Genomic DNA, 16,724 nt, shown 5'->3' on the forward strand with positions numbered 1-16,724 from the left:
CCAGCATAAGACACCTTCTTCGAGCGCGTAAAATCGACCCAGTTGGCCTGTGGGGGGGCCCGACGTGGAGAGGGGGATCCTTGCCAGTCTCAGCTCTGGACTTCCGCCATTGGATGCAGGAGCTCGCACCGGGCTCGAGCGCCGCGGACGTCTGCCGCCAGTCCGGCGTCAAGCGCAGCACGCTCGCGCAGCAGCTCGTCCGGGGGAAGGTCGCGGAGACCACGGTGGTCGCGATCGCGCGTGCGTTCGGGCAGAACCCGGTCCTCGGCCTCGCGCGCTTCGAGCCGTACCAGGACCTCGCCGCAAGCACCGCACCGCCCACCGATGCCGAGCTCTTGAGCCAGGTGCCCACCGCCCGATTCCTCCAGGAGCTCCTCATGCGCGGTGGCGACACCTCGGCGCCGGCGGCCGTGCAGGGCGAGTGCCTGCCCGGCGCTGGCGAGCCCACGGTCCGGCAGTGGGTCGATGCAATCGACGACGGCGAGCTGCGGCACCGCGTGAGCGAGGCCGCAGGCATCCTCCCCCAGAACCTCTCGGCGCAGCTGCGTGCGAACCGCCTGAGCCCCGAGCTCGCTGTGAGCACCGCGCGGCAGGCCGGGGTCGGCCTCCGCAATGGCCTCGTGGTGACGGGCCTCGTGACGCCCGGCGAGGCCGGGTGGGACCCTTCCGCATGCGAGGACGCCATGCACCGGCTCAAGGATGCGGACCTCGCGCTCATGGCCGCGGACCGGCTCGCGGCGCTGGGCCGTGCTCTCCGCCGCGACGACCGAGACGCGCACGCCACGCGGCGAGTATGGGAGCACCTCGGATGACCTGGCTCGCCTGGACCACGTTCGCCGTGGCGCTGCTGCTCGCTGCCGTCCGGATCCCCGCCGCCCGGCGCGGCGAGAACCGGCTCATGCTCGTGCTCTTCCTGCTGTTCGCCGCCGCGATCCTGCTGAGCATCAAAGGCCCCTATCTGGCCATCGACGCCGTGATCGGCGGGATCAACCTCACCAACCTCGTGCTGCGGTTCATCATCTATGCCGTGTGCCTGCTCCTCGCCGTGCGGATCGCGCGGGCCTTCGGCGCCTACAGGGCCGAGCGCGCACTCTTGGGCCCGTTCGGATTGGCCGCCCTCGGCCTCGTGGGCGCTGGGACAGTCGCGTCGTTCCTGCTCATGGACCAGGCCGCCTCGAGCGTGGGCCTCCGCGCCCTCGACGGGGACCCCTGGCTGGACGTCTACGGGGCGTTGGGACGGCTCTACCCGACCTTCACCGGGATCGTGCTCCTTCCGGCGCTCGTGGGAGCTGCCCGGACCCGCGGACGGGCGGTGCTGCGCACCGCTGCCGCGCTGCTCGCCGGCGGCTATGCGCTCCTGGCCCTGACCAACACCTTCATCCTCATGCCGCCAGGCTGGACGCCCGTCATGCAGACCATGAACTACGGCACCCTCCTGCTGCTCTTCGGCGGGCTGGGGGTCATCTGGCTCGCGAGCCTGCAGGACCGGCGGGCCCGCACGGCGAAAGCCTGACTAGGCGGCGCCGGGGCGGGCGCGCCGCCTTGCGTGCCCCCGCCCAAGGTGAACGTTGCGTAAAAAATCCACTCGGCGGAGGAACTGGGTTCACATTTTCATTAGTCCGTGCCAGAATCATGATTGTGTGAACGTCACCTGTTCAGGGGGACAGGATGGTTCTCATTGGGGGGATGAGTGGCGGCGGCCCGGGGGGGCCGCCTCCACTCAGCCATTTAAGGCGCCGGATCCCTCCGAGGAGCCCAGACCCCGCCGGAATCTCAGCGTGACGAGCTCGAACGGCCGCAGCCGCAGGTCCATGGCCCCGGCGGCGACGGCGGGACGCCCGCCCTCCGAAAGGGACCGCTCGAGAAGGTCCACCTGCTCGACCCCGGAGCACGGGAACCCGGCCGCGACGCGCGCCACCGCCCTCGCCCCGAGGGCCTCGTAGAGACGCACCACCACGTCCCCGGAGCCGTCGTCCGCGAGCTTGACCGCCTCCACCACTGCCGCGTGGTTGTCCACGACGACGATGGGCTCGACAGGGCGTCCGCCCCGAACCGTGCGCTCGGGCAGGTTGACGCGGTAGCCCTCGCGGACCGCCTCGGCGATCCCCGCCCCGGGCGAGACCGTGACCGCGAAGGAGTGCACCCCGGCGTCGGCCCCCGGATCCGGGTACTGCGGCGACTTCAGGAGCGAGAGCCGGACGGTCGTCGTCGTGCCCCCGTCGGCGCGGACCGCATGGGTGACCTCGTGCCCGTAGACGGAGTCGTTGGCGATCGCGACCCCGTACGGCCCCTCCCCCACGTGGATCCAGCGGTGCGCGCACACCTCGAACCGCGCGGCGTCCCACGAGGTGTTCGTGTGGACAGGGCGCAGGACGTGCCCGAACTGCGTCTCGGAGGCGCTGTGCGCCGCGCGCAGGTCAAGCGGGAAGCCGAGCTTGAGCAGCTTCTGCCGCTCGTGCCAGTCCACCTCCGTCTCGATCCGCAGCGAAGCGGCGCCGGGCGCGAGGACGATCCGCTGGCGCACCCGCGAGGCGCCGATGGCGCGCTCGACCGTCAGGGCCGCTGCACCCCCCGCTTCGGCTGCGCCGCCGCCGGCGGCGATGCCGACGCTCGCCTCCCCGGCGCCCTCGACCGTGTTCCGGTAGAACCCGTCCAGGTCCCACGCGTCCCATTCGTTGGGCGTGTCCCGGTGCAGCTCGAGCCGGTTCCCGCCGTCCCCCGGCGCCACCGCCTCGCGCCCCGTGGCCGCGTCCACGAGGGAGACGAGGAGGCCGCGCCCGTCCACCTCGGCGCGGAGCACTCCGTTGTCCAGCACCCAGCGGCGCCCGCCCTCGGCAGTGCGCTCCGCCCTCGCCTCCGCGTTCGCCCGGCCCGCGGGAGGCACGACGGCGCCCGCGGCCAGGGCGGGCACGCCACCGCGGCTGTGGGGTGCGGCATTGAGGAGGAAATCGGTCTCGCCGGGGCCGACGAGCGCTGCGGCGGCGTCCGCGATGAGCCGCTCGGCGTCGTGCTCGATCCCCGCGTGCACCGCCTCCGTCTCGCGGTGCACCCACGCGATCGAGCTGCCCGGGAGGATGTCGTGGAACTGGTGCAGGAGCGTGAGCCGCCACAGGCGGCGCAGCTCCTGCACCGGGTAGGGCGCCCCCTGGCGGACGGCCGCCGCCGTGCACCAGAGCTCGGCCTCCCGCAGCACATGCTCGGCACGCCGGTTCCCCCGCTTGGTCCGGGCCTGGGCCGTGAAGGTGCCCCGGTGCTTCTCGAGGTACATCTCCCCCACCCACACCGGAGCCGAGGAGTACTCGGCCTCGGCCTCGGCGAAGAACCGGCGCGGGCTGGCGATCTCCAGCCGGGGCGAGCCCTCGAGGTCCGCCCAGCGTCGCGCGGCGGCCATCATCTCCCGCGTGGGCCCGCCGCCGCCGTCGCCGTAGCCGAACGGGATGAGGGACACCGAGGCGCGGCCGTGCTCGCTGAAGTTCCGCTCGGCGTGGGCGAGGTGCGAGGCGCGCAGATCGGAGTTGTACATGTCCGCGGGCGGGAAGTGGGTGAAGACGCGGGTCCCGTCGATCCCCTCCCACCAGAAGGTGTGGTGCGGGAAGCGGTCGGTCTGGTTCCACGAGATCTTCTGGGTGAGGAACCAGCGGTTCCCCGCCGCCCGCACGATCTGCGGGAGGGCCGCGGAGTACCCGAACGAGTCGGGCAGCCACGTCTCCTCGCAGTCCACTCCGAGCTCCTCGAGGAAGAACCGCTTCCCCTCCGCGAACTGGCGTGCCATCGCCTCCCCGCCGGGCATGTTGGTGTCCGACTCGACCCACATCCCGCCCACCGGGATGAACCGCCCCTCGGCCACGCGCTCCTTGATCCGCTCGAACAGCGCGGGGTACTCGGCCTGGACCCACGCGAACTGCTGCGCCGAGGAGCACGCGAACATGAAGTCGGGGTCCTCGTCCATGAGGGCGATCGCGTTCGAGAAGGTGCGGGCGCACTTGCGCACAGTCTCCCGGAGGGGCCACAGCCACGCGGTGTCGAGGTGGGCGTGGCCGACGCCGACGAGCCGGTGCGCGCTCGCCGGCGCCGGGTCGGCGAGCACGCCCGCGAGGGCCTCCCTCCCGGCGGGAGCGGTGCCGGCGACATCGTGCGGGTCGACGGCGTCCGCCATGTCCTCGAGCGCGCGTAGGATGCGGTGGCGGCGGGGACGGTCCTCGGGAAGCTCGCGCATGAGCCCGACCAGGCAGGTGACGTCCTGGACGAGCTCCCACACCGCGAGGTCCCTCTCGGCGAGCACCATGGGCCCGAGGCGGTAGCACGGCTCGCTCCCCGCCGTCTCGGGGTCCCCTAGCGGCGTGGGGGCGAACGTCCAGCCCCGGACGAGGTCCGGGTTCGCGGCCGCCTCGACCCAGAAGTCCACGTGCGGGCCCCCGCCGAGGGCACGGAGCGGGACGTGGTGGTTGCGGGCGTTGAGCGCCTTGACGGTCGTGCCGTCACCGCGCCACACGAGACCCTCGCACTGGAAGCCCGGCTCCTCGTGGATGAATCCGAGGTCGACGACAGCCTCCACGTCCGTGCCGGGCCCACCCCAGCCGTCGGGCACCTCGCCCGCGAGGCGCAGCCAGGTCGTGCCCCACGGGCGGCCCCAGGCCTCGCCCTCGGCCGCTCGCACGAACTCCTGCGCGAAGGCCTCCCGCGCCGGGACGGGCTCGCCCGGGGCGTCCCAGCGCGAGGCGCGCAGCGGCGTCGTGCGCCGGTGGACGGCGGGCACGAGCCGCTCGCGCAGGAGCCGGTCGATCCGGGCCTCGGTGATGCGGCGGTCGTCGTGCACGCTGCCCCCTCAGGTGATGCGGGAATGCCCCGCGTAGACGTTGAAGCTCGTCCCACGGCTGAAGCCCACGAGGGTCACGCCGGAGGTCTCTGCGAGGTCCGCGGCGAGGGACGAGGGCGCACTCACCGCCGCGAGCACGGGGATCCCGGCCATGGCCGCCTTCTGGACGAGCTCGAACGAGGCCCGGCCGGAGACCTGGAGCACCGTCCCGCGCAGCGGCAGCCGGCCCTCGCGCAGCGCCCATCCCACGACCTTGTCCACGGCGTTGTGCCGGCCCACGTCCTCCCGCAGGCACACGAGCTCGGCGTCCGCGCCGTCCTCCGTGACCCGGAACAGGCCCGCCGCGTGGACGCCGCCGGTCTTCGAGAAGAGGGCCTGGCCCTCGCGGAGGCGGTCGGGAAGGGAGGCGACGAGCTCGGGCGTGAGCCGCACGTCGTCGTCGGCCGGGCTGTGGTGCCCGGACCGGCGCACCGACTCGATCGAGTCGGTGCCGCAGATGCCGCACGAGCTCGAGGTGTACACGTTCCGGCCGGTCTCGGGGAGCGCGACGCCGGGGTGGAGCTGCGCCTCGACGACGTTGAAGGTCTGCCGCCCGTCCTCGTCCTCGCCCGCGCAGAACCGCTCGGCGAGGATCTGGCCCTTTTCCCACACGACGCCCTCGGAGACGAGGAATCCGGCCACGAGGTCGAAGTCGTCCCCGGGCGTGCGCATGGTCACGCTGTAGGACATCGCGCCGCCCGCAGCCGCGCCGGCCCCTCCGCCCAGGCGGATCTCGAGGGGCTCCTCGACCACGAGCACGTCCTCCCGGGTGCGGACGGGGTGCTCGCTGCCCAGGACGTGCTTGACGACCTTGCGGCGCTGCGTCAGCCGGCCCATGGCCCTCCTAGCTCAGCTGCCCGGCGAGCGCTTCGGCGCCTTCCGGGGTGTGGCGCTCGAACCGGACAGTGATGGCCTTGAAGCCCGGGGTGTTCGACTCCCGCGCCACGAGATCGCGGTGCACGAGTCCGTTCGCCTCGGGGAAGTAGGCGGCCGCGCAGCCCCTCGCCGTCGGGTAGGCGACGAGCCGGAAGCGCTCCGCCCGGCGCTTCTCGCCCCGGAACACGCTCACGACGTCGACGAGCTCCCGGTCCTCGAAGCCGAGCTCCGCGAGATCCTCGGGGTGGACGAGGATGACCCGGCGGCCGTCGCGGATCCCCCGGTAGCGGTCGTCGAGCCCGTAGAACGTGGTGTTGTACTGGTCGTGGCTGCGCACCGTCTGGAGGATGAGGTGGCCCTCCGGCGCCTCGAGGTACTCGAGGGGGGCCACGGTGAACCGGCCCTTGCCGATGTCGGTCGCGAAGGTGCGCGTGTCCCGCGGCGGGTTCGGCAGGACGAACCCGTTCTTGGTGCGGATCCGGGTGTTGAAGTCCTCGAAGCCCGGGAGCACACGGGAGATGTGGTCGCGGACCACGTCGTAGTCCTCGGCCATGGCCCGCCAGTCCACCGGGTGGTCGTCGCCCAGCGCCGCCACGGCCATGCGTGCGACGATGACCGGCTCGGCCAGGAGGTGCTCCGAGATCGGCTCGAGGCGGCCCTGGGTCGCGTGGACCATCGACATCGAGTCCTCGACGGAGAGGAACTGGCGGCCCTTGGGATGCTTGTCGTCCCGGTCGGTGCGCCCGAGCGTGGGGAGGATGAGCGAGGTCTTCCCGTGCACCACGTGCGAGCGGTTGGGCTTGGTCGAGATGTGGACCGTGAGCCCAGCGCGGCGCATCCCCGCTTCGAGGGCGAGCGTGTCCGAGTTGGCCTGTGCGAAGTTGCCGCCAAGGGCGACGAAGACGTCCACGTCGTCGTTCTCGAAAGCGTGCAGCGTCTCGGTCGAGTCGAAGCCGTGCTCGCGCGGCGAGTGGATGCCGAACTCCTTGTCCAGGGCCGCGAGGAGCCATTCCTTGGGCTTCTCCCAGATGCCCATGGTGCGGTCGCCCTGGACGTTGGAGTGCCCGCGCACGGGGCACGCGCCGGCACCCGGCTTGCCGAAGTTGCCCTGGAGCAGGAGGAGGTTGATGATCTCGCGGATCGTGTCCACGGAGTGCGGCTGCTGCGTCAGGCCGAGCGCCCAGCACATGATGGTGGCCTTCGACTTCGCCATGAGGTCCGCGATCGTCGCGATCTCGAGGCGGGACAGTCCCGTGGCGCGCTCGGTCTCCTCCCAGTCGATCGTGGCGCGCGCGGCCTCGTAGGCCTCGAAGCCCTCCGTCTGGGCCTCGATGAAGGCGCGGTCGACGACGGTGCCCGGCGCGCGCTTCTCCTCCTCCAGGAGGAGGTGGCCGAGTGCCTGGAAGAGCGCGAGGTCGCCGCCGACCCTGATCTGCAGGAAGTGGTCCGAGATGGTCGATCCCTCGCCCACGTAGCCGGACACCGTCTGCGGGTCCTTGAAGTGCAGGAGGCCCGCCTCGGGGAGCGGGTTGACGGCGACGACCCGGCCGCCGTTGTCGCGGCACTCCTTGAGGGCGGAGAGCATGCGCGGGTGGTTCGTGCCCGGATTCTGCCCCACGACGAACACGAGCTCGGCGTGGTGGATGTCGTCGAGGGAGACGGTTCCCTTGCCGATCCCGATGGTGGGGTTGAGCGCCGAGCCGGAGGACTCGTGGCACATGTTCGAGCAGTCCGGGAGGTTGTTGGTGCCAAGGCTGCGCGCAAACAGCTGGTACATGAACGCGGTCTCGTTCGCGGTGCGCCCGGACGTGTAGAAGACGCAGCGGTCCGGGGTCGTCGCGCGGATGTGCTCCCCGACAAGCTCGAACGCCTCGCTCCAGGAGATGCGGTGGTAGCGGTCGTCCCCGGGACGGAGCACCACGGGCTCGGTGATGCGGCCCTGCTTGGACAGCCAGTAGTCGGTCTTGTCCTCGAGCTCGGCGATGGGGTGCGCCTCCCACCATTCGGGGGTCACGGCGGAGACAGATGCCTCTTCGGCAACGGCCTTGGCACCGTTCTCGCAGAACTCTGCGGTCTTGCGCCTGCCGTCGGATTCGGGCCACGCGCAGCCGGGGCAGTCGAAACCGCCGCGCTGGTTGATCCGCAGGAGGGAGCGGGCGGTGCGGAGTGGCCCCGCCTGCTCCAGGCTGCGCTGCAGAGCGACCGTGACAGCCTTGATGCCGGCGGCCGAAGTCTCGGGTGCCTCGACGTGCAGGGAATCCTCGTTGATGTCCGTGACCGGGGACTTGTGCGTCATGGACCCATCGTGCTCCCCCTCACACCGAAAACGCGAACTGCGGCCCAGTATGTGGTCAGCAATGTGGCGAGCATCACACGTCGAGCGCGCTCCAGTCCACCGGATCCTTGGATCCGCTGGATCCGCGCGAGCCGCCCCTGCTCTGGCCCCGGCCCTTGCGGGCGCCTCCCGCCCCGGGCTCCACGAGGGGACGCCCCCACGGCAGCGGCAGGCAGGCAACCGGCTCGCCGAGCTCCACACCGTGGGGCGGGACCACCATGAGCCCGTCCGCCGCGGCCAGGCCGCGCAGCATCCCCGAGCCGGTCCCGGAGCGCGGCGAGGCCATCCCGTAGACCCGCCGGAACGGCACAATGCGCGTGCGGCGGGGGTCCGCCTCGAACGCCTCACCGCTCGGAAGCTCGACCGCGGTGAGCGGCTCGCGCCCCGACAGCGCCGCCAGCAGCGGCTCCCCTACAGCCACGAGGCCGACGATCGCGGCAAGGGGGTTGCCCGGGAGCCCGAGCACGAACCGCCCGTCGGGCAGCTCGGCGAGCACCGTGGGGTGGCCGGGCCGCATTGCGACCCCGTCCACGAGGATCCGCCCGCCCATGTCCGCCACGATGCCGCGGAGGTGGTCGCTCCCGCCCCGGCCCGTTCCGCCCGTGGTGACCACGACGTCCGCCGGCGCGCCCACCGCAGCGCCATGCCCGGCGTCGTCCGCCCCGGCGCTCTCCGGCCCCTGCGGCACGTCGGCGAGCGCGGCGGCCCACTCACCGGCGTCGTCGCCGATCCGATCGTGGCCGGCGAGGATGCCGCCGTAGGCCGCGAGCAGCGGCGGGACGAGGTGGCTGAACACGTCGCGCACGAGCCCCGGCCCCGGCAGCCCCGACTCGACGACTTCCCCGCCCGTGCGCACGAGCCGCACGAGCGGCCGGCCGGTCACCGTGAGTCCGTCGTAGCCGGCCAGCGCGGCGAGCGCGACGTGTGCGGGCGTGAGCACGGTCCCGGCGGGGACGAGGACCTCGCCGGCACGTGCCTCCTCCCCCGCGGGGCGGATGTCCGCGCCACCGCGGGGCGAGCCGGGGGGCGCGCCGGCGGCGAGGCGGAGGTGCGGGAGGCCATCCTCGTCCGGGGCCACCTCGCCGTGCTCGCGGCGCAGGACCGCGGAGGTGCCGGGCGGAAGGTCGCCGCCGGTCACGATCGTGCTGGCCTCGTGCGCGGCGAGCCGCTCGCCCGTCTCCGCGAGCACCCACGGCCCCGTGCCCCTCACGGCCCATCCGTCCATGGCGCTCGAGGCGTAATGGGGCATGTCGCGCAGCGCGGTGACGTCCTCGGCCAGGGTGCGGCCCACCGAAGCGGCGAGCGGCACGTCCGACGGCGGGATGGGGCCGGCCGCGCGGGCCGCGGTCTCGCGGGCCTCGGTCCAGGTCAGGTGGAGCGCGTGGTGGTCAGCCTCGGGCGCGTCGCCGGGGGTCATCCCTCGGTGCCGGCGGCGCGCCGGGCCCGGGTGATGCGGAGCGCGGCGCTGACCGCCGCGCCCGAGGCCTCTCCAGGCTCGGCCTGGCCGCGGCCCACGGCGAGGCCGGCGGCGTATGCGGCGAGGAACGTGGTCAGGGGCGCGGCGGGTCGAAGCACTGTGTGCGCGGCGACGCCGGCGAGGCCCAGGACGGCGTCGACGTCCACTTCGAGGCCCGAGAGCCCGAGCCCTTCGGCGAGCTCGTCGCACCACGCATGCAGGACCGCATCCTGCTCGGGCCCATCTGTGGGCCGCTGGCCCGGAGTCGACGGCTCGCTCATGCTCGGATCCTCCCCGTGTGCCGCGGCACCCGGTGCGTCCGGGCGCCTGATGCCCCAGCGCGCCGCGGCCTCCCAGGTGTCGACGTCGTCGGCCAGGCCCGGCGGGAGCTGCAGGGGCAGCAGGTCCAGCCTAGCAACGAGGTGCCTGAGCGGGCGGTCTGCGAGGCCTCCCTGCGCGGCGAGCGCTTCGAGGGCGCGGGCGAGCTCGTCGCTGCGGTAGAGCGCCAGGAGGGGCTGGAGGCGGCCGGTCTCGTCCTGCGCGGCGATCCCCGCGCACGCCGGCTCGCCGGCGGCCGCCACGGCAAGAGGGGCGAACGCCTCGGCGGCGCGCGGCAGGTCCGCAGCCAGGACGGCCGTCCAGGGTGCTCTCGTGCCCGCACGGCCGGCCAGCGCCCGGACCCCCGAGCCCACCGCCGCGAGCGGGCCCCCGAAGCGCGGCTCTTCGAGGGTGTACAGCACCGTGGGCCCTGGGTCCTCGTGCGCCGGGGCCTCCGCTGGGTCGGGAGCGGGGCCCACGACGACGACCGTCCCCGCCGCGCTGACGGCCCGCAGAGCACGCTCGAGGAGGGTCTGGCCCCCGATCCGCAGCAAGGGCTTGGGGAAGCCGCCGAGCCGGGAGGCCCTGCCGCCGGCGACCACGACGGCGTCGAACAGCGGCGCGGCGTCGAACAGCGGCACAGTGTCGAACGGTGGCACAGGGTCGAACGGTGGCAGAGTGGCGTTCAGGCTGCAGACTCCGGGGCGAGGAACGGGCTCCACTGCTCAGCGGGCTTCTCGAGCTCCTTGATCTGCCACACCGTGCCCACGGGGGGCGCGGGTGTGAAACGGAGCTTCCAGCCCATCTCGGCCGGCGTGTGGTCGCCCTTGACGTTGTTGCACCGCAGGCAGCAGGCCACGAGGTTCTCCCATGAGTCGGAACCGCCGCGCGAGCGTGGGAGCACGTGGTCCACGGTGTGCGCCGGCTTCCCGCAGTACGCGCAGGTGTGCGCGTCCCGGCGGAGCACTCCCCGCCGCGTCACCGCGCTTGCGTGCGTGCGGCGCGGGCGGATGTACCTGTTGAGCAGGATCACGGACGGACGGCTCAGCACGTCTCGCGGGCCGACGACTGGTTCGCCGTCTTCCGCCACGATGCTCGCCTTCCCGGCGAGCACGAGCACGAGCGCCCTGCGGAAGGTGACCACCGCGAGCGGTTCATAACCGGCATTCAGAACGAGTGTGCGCATGCGCGTTCCTCTTAACGGCCGCATCCGGTCAGGGGCAACAGGGCCGGCTGCCCTGTGCTTGGCCGGACTGATCGACTCTCCCAGCGTACTGAACGCGTCAACCGTCTTGCCCGGTTCGGGGCGCCCGGCGCCGAGGTGTCCGCCAACGTTCACGCGAAGGCAACCTCCCCCGGAACCCCATCCGGACCGGCTCCCGGAAGCCTCCGCCTTGGGAATTGCCGCCCTTGGGAAGCGCCGCCCGTGGAAGCGCCGCCTCCGGACAGCGCCAGACGCAGAACGCCCCCTCCCAGACGGGAGGGGGCGTTCTGAGCCTGGCCGGGCCGTTCGCTGCCGGAGCCGGGTCTGGTGTCAGCGGGTTCAGCCGCCCACGCGGATGAACACGGGGCCGGAGCCCACGTTGACCGAGAACAGGGAGGTGGTGCCGCCGTTCCAGCCGCCGTGGACGGCCTGGCCGTTGCCGACGTAGACAGCGATGTGGGCCAGACCCATGCCGCCGTCCTCGTAGTACGCGAGGTCGCCGGGCTGGGCCTCCGCGGCGCTCACCGTGCGGCCGAGCGAGAGGTAGCCGGCGGGCCAGCCGTGGTAGTTGATGCCGACGGCCGCGAGCGAGTTCGTGACCAGCATGGTGCAGTCCTGGGCCACGCCGAGCTGGGCGTAGGCGGCGGCCGCGATCGACGCGCCCATGCCGCTCTTGACAGCCGGGGCGGGTGCCACGGGCTCGACCGGAGCCGAGGAGGCGACGGCGAGCGTCGTCTCGGCGGCAGCCTCGACCGGTGCGGCCTCCACGGGTGCGGCCTCCTCGACGACCGGGGCGGGCTCCTCGATCACGGGCGCGGCGACGGACTCGACGACCGGGCGCTCGAACGTGAGGTCCGCGGTGGCCTCGGCCGAGACGGCGGCCTGGACGGCCTGCGTCGTCTCGAGGGCGACCGGCGCCGAAGCCTCCCGCTGGACGGGCGCCTCGGCGGCGTTGGCGGCGACGCCGCTGGTGAGGACGAGGCCTCCCGCGGCGGCGATGACGGCAGCCTGGCGGCCCACGCCGCCGGCGTTGTCCGAAACGGCCTTGGCGATGACGGAGAGCGAGGACGGGGCCTCGGCGCGATGGCGGGCGATGCCTGCACGAGTGGTCATGTGGTTCTCTCTTTCGTGTCCCCCGGGCCGCAGGGGGTGGCGCGGCACAGGGCGGGGCGCTGCGGCGTTCAGGGGGACCGCAGGACCCGAAGCGGTTGGTCTCAGGAAAGGGTGTAGAACACCGAGGAGCCGGTCGCGTTGACCGCGTGGAGGAGGGTTCCCTGCGAGGGGTTGAGGGCGCTGACCATCATCCCGTTGCCGACGTAGATGCCGACGTGGGCCCCGCCGTTCTGGACCACGAGGTCGCCGGGGGCCGGCGTCGCGGTCGGCGTCATGATGGACCAGGCCTGGACGCGCGGGATGCTGATTCCGGCCTGGGCGTAGACCCACTGGGTGAAGCCGGAGCAGTCCCAGCCGGCCGGGCTGTTGCCGCCCCAGACGTACGGGCTTCCGATGCCCGTGTAGGCGATCGCGGCGAGGGTCGAGCCGGCAGCGCTCGAGGCGTCGATGACGGCGACGTCCGACGACTGCGCCGCAAGCGTGGGCTCGGGCTCCTCGACGGTCTCGACGACGGGCGCGGCGACCGAGGCGACGGCAGGGCGCTCGAAGTCGACCTTCGCCTCCTGCGGGGCGACAACCGTGGGCGCGGCGGCGCTGGCCACGTCCGAGAGGGCAGATGCCTCGCGCTGGGACTCAGCGGCCTGAGCGGGAAGCCCGGCAGAGATGATCAGGCCCGAGGCAGCCGCGATGACGGCAGCCTGACGGCCGAGGGTGCCTGCGTTGTCGTTCACGGCCTGCGTGACAGCCTCGAACGGGCTGGTGCGGACCGGAACGGCGCGGTGGCGCGCAGTCATGGTGCGTGACGACACAGAAGTAGCCTCTCCCAGTGCCTACGAGGTGAGCTGTCGGGTTCGGATTGGAAGTATCCGGCCTCCCGGCTCGCGCCGGGCTGCTTGACCCCAAGGCCCCCGGAAGGGCCGCAAGTGGTTCCCCCGCCCCTGCCAGACGAAGTGTGCGAACGGACTCTGGGACGTGGCAGAGCTAGGCATTCATCCCAGATGTTCCGACTTGGTGGGAGCCGGAACAGAAACGACCTTACCGGACGACAACGCAAATGTCACATTCGGATCACGGGCCGTGATCGTGTCGTCACGAAAGGGACACGCCGGTTTCCCAGCACCCGTTTCCGCACCCAGTTCTGCGCGGCAGGTTTTGCCGGGCTGGGGCATGGGTAGGACCGATGGTGGTGGGAGCACGTGGACGGCGGAGCGGGGAGAACGGCCCGCATCGGCTAGGCCCGGCTGGCGAGGACGATCTGGTGGGGATCAGAGCCAGCCGTTGGGGTCGACGACCTCTCCGTTGACCATGACCTCGAAGTGGAGGTGGCAGCCGGTGGATGCACCTGTTGTGCCTGCAAGCGCGACGATCGCGCCGCGCTCGACTCGGTCGCCGACCGCGACAGAGAACGCGGAAAGGTGGTTGTAGGTGGTCTCGAGCCCGTTCCCGTGGTCCACCACGACGCGCATGCCGCCGCCATAGGGATGCCATCCGGCGAAGGTCACAGTGCCGCCTGCTGCGGCCTTGACGGCCGTGCCGCACTGGGCAACGAAGTCCTGGCCCCGGTGGAACTCGCCCGCCCAGCCGCTCAGCGGGCTCACGCGGTAGCCGAATGCCGAACTGGCGACCATCGAGTCGAGGGGATCCCCGAGGCTGCTCTTGGCCTGGGCGGGAGTGAGGCCGCCGGCGGACTGGACGCTCAGGAGGTGCTGGAGGCGGCCGTCCGGGTCGATCTGCGTGCCCACAGAAGTCCGGGAGAAGGCGACAACGGCTTCGCCGGAGGCGGTGACCTGGGGCTGCGGAGCAGTCTCCGCGGCGGTTGCGAGCCCGGCATCGACGGCGTCGGCTCCGGCCGTGGTCGGGATGGTGGCTGTCAGCACGAGGCCCGTGGCGGCCAGTGCCATGCCGGCCTTCTGGCCGACGCCGGCGGCCGAGGCGATCTCGGCGAACTGGCGGACAGCCCCGGGGCGGGCGGCTGCGCGGCGCCCTCGGCGTGCGGCGTCGCGCGGCCTGAGGCCCGATTCCGAGGCAGATGCAGTCTCAGCGCGGCGGCGGCCGCTGACAGCTTGCTGGGTCAAGCGATTCCCTCTCTGGTTTCGATCGCCTGCGAAGTTAGCTGTCGGGTTCGAGCCAGAGAGTCCGACTCGGCCCAGCTGCCGGAGGCCCTTCGGCACGCGGGTGCCCACAGGGGGCGGTGCAAGGGCTTCCGAGCATGCTGCGGCTTCACCCCAAGGCGGCCTGGGCCGCCAACGGTGGTTCCCCCGCCTCTGCCTTGGTGGTGCATCTCGATCCGCTGGCAGAGCTCGGCGGGCGGAGCGAGGTCACGTCGATGTCTCGGCGTGCGCTCACCATCATAGGGGAAGAACGAGGTGGCGTAACACTTTCGTGATGTTTAGTGAGACAAGGCTCACATCCGGGAGCCCGTCCCCTATTCCTCCAGAGAATGGAGATTCCGACCCCTTATGTTCGGATCTGTTCGGCCCCGACCGCCTCGTGCGGGCGGGTGGGATCAGCCGAGCGATACGAAGACGTGCGCAGCCACCTCGAGGGGCAGCTCCAGCGCCCCGTCCACGGTAGGAGTGCGCACGGCGATGTAGTCCCCGACGCGCTCGAGGGCGACCTTCGCCCCAGGCCGGATCCCGCCCTCCTCGAGCTGCACGAGGAGCTCGGGGTCCACCTGGATCGGCTCCGCGAGCCGGCACACCACCACACGGGAGCCGGGCGCGTAGCCCTCCATCGCCTCCACGAGGCTCATCACGCCCTCGCCGAAGCCTTCCGCCGCCGCGCCGCCGAGCGCCTCGAGTCCGGGGATCGGATTGCCGTACGGGGATTCGGTCGGCCGGCCGAGGAGCTCGTAGAGGCGCCGCTCGACCCGCTCGCTCATGACGTGCTCCCAGCGGCACGCCTCGTCATGGACATATGCCCAGTCGAGGCCGATCACATCCGAGAGGAGGCGCTCGGCCAGACGGTGCTTGCGCATGACCTCGACCGCGCGCCTGCGGCCGGTCTCGGTGAGCTCGAGATGGCGGTCGCCCGAGACGACCACGAGGCCGTCACGCTCCATGCGGCCCACTGTCTGCGACACCGTGGGGCCCGAGTGGCGGAGCCGCTCGGCGATGCGGGCACGCAGCGGCACGATCCCCTCCTCCTCGAGCTCGAGGATGGTGCGCAGGTACATCTCGGTGGTGTCGATGAGGTCGGACATGCGAGGCTTCATGCTCCTGGGTGCGAGGGGTCGGCGCGGCCGGCGGACGCACAGCCAGTCTAGCTTATTTTGAGCTGCTCAGATTAGCCGTGATGTCATGCTCACTCGCGGATTCGCCGCCGTCCAACGGCGTGCGGCAGACTGATGGCGTGCTGAGCCCGCGCGTTCCGCGAGGGTCCCGAACGTCAGGAGGCTTCGCCCGTGGGCGCCACAGAAACCGTCCAGCTCCAGATCCCCGCCGGGCTCCTGCCCGCCGACGGCCGGTTCGGCGCCGGCCCCTCCAAGGTCCGTCAGGCCCAGGTGGACGCCATCGCGGCTGCGGGCAGCAGCCTGCTCGGCACGTCGCACCGCCAGGCGCCCGTCAAGAACCTCGTGGGCAGCGTCCGCGAGGGCCTCATGGAGTTCTTCAACGCCCCCGAGGGCTACGAGGTGATCCTCGGCGTCGGCGGCTCGACCGCCTTCTGGGACATCGCCTCGTTCGGGCTCGTCCGCTCGAAGGCGCAGCACCTCTCCTTCGGGGAGTTCGGTTCGAAGTTCGCCAAGGCCACCGACAAGGCACCCTTCCTCGAGGCGTCCTCAATCCTCACGGCACAGCCGGGCACGCGGCCGCAGCCGGTGGCGGAGGCCGGGGTCGACGTGTACGCGTGGCCCCAGAACGAGACCTCGACCGGCGTCGCCGCCCCCGTCCAGCGCGTCGCGGGCGCGGACGAGGGATCGCTCGTGGTCATCGACGCGACGAGCGCCGCGGGCGGCCTCGCGGTCGACGTTGCCGAGAGCGACGTCTACTACTTCGCCCCCCAGAAGAACTTCGCGTCCGACGGCGGGCTGTGGCTCGCGCTGTTCTCCCCCGCCGCGCTCGAGAGGGCTGAGGAGATCAAGGCCTCCGGCCGCTGGATCCCGGACTTCCTCGACCTCAAGACCGCGATCGACAACTCGAAGCTCAACCAGACGTACAACACCCCGAGCCTCACGACACTCGTGGGGCTGAACGCCCAGGTCGAGTGGCTCAACGCCTCGGGCGGCCTCGAGTGGGCGGCGGCCCGCACGGCCGACTCGGCCGGCCGGGTCTACGCGTGGGCCGAGTCCTCCGACTACGCCACCCCGTTCGTTGCCGAGCCCGCGGACCGTTCGAACGTGATCGTCACCGTGGACTTCGACGACTCCGTCGACGCCGCCCGGGTCGCCAAGGTCCTGCGCGCCAACGGCGTGGTGGACACCGAGCCTTACCGCAAGCTCGGCCGCAACCAGCTGCGCATCGCCACGTTCGTCGCGATCGAGCCGGAAGACGTCACCAAGCTGACCGAGAGCATCGACTGGGTCGTGGGCCAGCTCAGGGGCTGATCCACGCTCACTGCAGAACACGAC

Annotated in this window: 13 protein-coding genes and 2 riboswitches; of the genes, 3 read left to right on the forward strand and 10 right to left on the reverse strand. The window is 72.2% G+C overall.

The window, feature by feature from the left end:
- Nucleotides 1-80: 80 nt before the first annotated feature.
- On the forward strand, nucleotides 81-812 hold the full coding sequence (locus ABCQ75_RS01945; RefSeq protein WP_345882785.1) for a hypothetical protein: 732 nt from the start codon (nucleotides 81-83) through the stop codon (nucleotides 810-812).
- Nucleotides 809-1,513: a hypothetical protein gene (locus tag ABCQ75_RS01950; protein ID WP_345882786.1), complete on the forward strand. Its 705-nt coding sequence runs from the start codon at nucleotides 809-811 to the stop codon at nucleotides 1,511-1,513. Before ABCQ75_RS01945 ends, ABCQ75_RS01950 begins: the two co-directional genes overlap by 4 nt.
- Nucleotides 1,514-1,720: 207 nt before the next feature.
- Here the strand turns inward: ABCQ75_RS01950 and ABCQ75_RS01955 are convergent, their stop codons facing one another.
- From ABCQ75_RS01955 to ABCQ75_RS02000, 10 genes are all read right to left on the reverse strand, one after another.
- On the reverse strand, nucleotides 1,721-4,816 hold the full coding sequence (locus tag ABCQ75_RS01955; protein WP_345882788.1) for an alpha-mannosidase: 3,096 nt from the start codon (nucleotides 4,814-4,816) through the stop codon (nucleotides 1,721-1,723).
- Nucleotides 4,817-4,825: 9 nt separating this feature from the next.
- Nucleotides 4,826-5,692 (reverse strand): formate dehydrogenase accessory sulfurtransferase FdhD, encoded by an 867-nt coding sequence (fdhD, locus tag ABCQ75_RS01960; RefSeq protein ID WP_345882789.1) that lies wholly within the window; start codon nucleotides 5,690-5,692, stop codon nucleotides 4,826-4,828.
- Nucleotides 5,693-5,699: 7 nt separating this feature from the next.
- Nucleotides 5,700-8,027, reverse strand: a complete 2,328-nt coding sequence (locus tag ABCQ75_RS01965; protein WP_345882790.1) for an FdhF/YdeP family oxidoreductase — start codon at nucleotides 8,025-8,027, stop codon at nucleotides 5,700-5,702.
- Nucleotides 8,028-8,100: 73 nt separating this feature from the next.
- Nucleotides 8,101-9,483 (reverse strand): molybdopterin molybdotransferase MoeA, encoded by a 1,383-nt coding sequence (locus ABCQ75_RS01970; protein WP_345882792.1) that lies wholly within the window; start codon nucleotides 9,481-9,483, stop codon nucleotides 8,101-8,103.
- Nucleotides 9,480-10,499, reverse strand: coding sequence for an NTP transferase domain-containing protein (locus tag ABCQ75_RS01975; protein ID WP_345882793.1), 1,020 nt, complete (start codon nucleotides 10,497-10,499; stop codon nucleotides 9,480-9,482). The genes ABCQ75_RS01970 and ABCQ75_RS01975 overlap by 4 nt, the downstream gene beginning before the upstream one ends.
- A gap of 26 nt (nucleotides 10,500-10,525) precedes the next feature.
- On the reverse strand, nucleotides 10,526-11,026 hold the full coding sequence (locus tag ABCQ75_RS01980) for an HNH endonuclease (RefSeq protein ID WP_345882794.1): 501 nt from the start codon (nucleotides 11,024-11,026) through the stop codon (nucleotides 10,526-10,528).
- A 357-nt stretch (nucleotides 11,027-11,383) separates the two neighbouring features.
- Nucleotides 11,384-12,157: an NlpC/P60 family protein gene (locus ABCQ75_RS01985; RefSeq protein WP_345882795.1), complete on the reverse strand. Its 774-nt coding sequence runs from the start codon at nucleotides 12,155-12,157 to the stop codon at nucleotides 11,384-11,386.
- A 101-nt stretch (nucleotides 12,158-12,258) separates the two neighbouring features.
- On the reverse strand, nucleotides 12,259-12,951 hold the full coding sequence (locus ABCQ75_RS01990; RefSeq protein ID WP_345882796.1) for a C40 family peptidase: 693 nt from the start codon (nucleotides 12,949-12,951) through the stop codon (nucleotides 12,259-12,261).
- A gap of 19 nt (nucleotides 12,952-12,970) precedes the next feature.
- Nucleotides 12,971-13,124, reverse strand: a riboswitch (cyclic di-AMP (ydaO/yuaA leader).
- A gap of 298 nt (nucleotides 13,125-13,422) precedes the next feature.
- Nucleotides 13,423-14,232 carry a M23 family metallopeptidase gene (locus ABCQ75_RS01995; protein WP_345882797.1) on the reverse strand — a complete coding sequence of 270 codons (810 nt, stop codon included), beginning with the start codon at nucleotides 14,230-14,232 and terminating at the stop codon, nucleotides 13,423-13,425.
- Nucleotides 14,233-14,240: 8 nt separating this feature from the next.
- Nucleotides 14,241-14,445, reverse strand: a riboswitch (cyclic di-AMP (ydaO/yuaA leader).
- A 218-nt stretch (nucleotides 14,446-14,663) separates the two neighbouring features.
- The gene (locus ABCQ75_RS02000) at nucleotides 14,664-15,359 is read right to left on the reverse strand and encodes an iron-dependent transcriptional repressor DtxR (RefSeq protein WP_345882799.1); all 696 of its coding nucleotides are present in this window, start codon (nucleotides 15,357-15,359) and stop codon (nucleotides 14,664-14,666) included.
- Nucleotides 15,360-15,560: 201 nt separating this feature from the next.
- Here ABCQ75_RS02000 and serC point away from each other — a divergent pair, with 201 nt between their 5' ends.
- On the forward strand, nucleotides 15,561-16,700 hold the full coding sequence (gene serC / locus ABCQ75_RS02005) for a phosphoserine transaminase (RefSeq protein WP_345882800.1): 1,140 nt from the start codon (nucleotides 15,561-15,563) through the stop codon (nucleotides 16,698-16,700).
- The last annotated feature ends 24 nt before the right edge of the window (nucleotides 16,701-16,724 follow it).

This window comes from Sinomonas halotolerans, from assembly GCF_039615075.1.
In the GTDB taxonomy this organism is placed as follows: Bacteria; Actinomycetota; Actinomycetes; order Actinomycetales; family Micrococcaceae; genus Sinomonas; species Sinomonas halotolerans.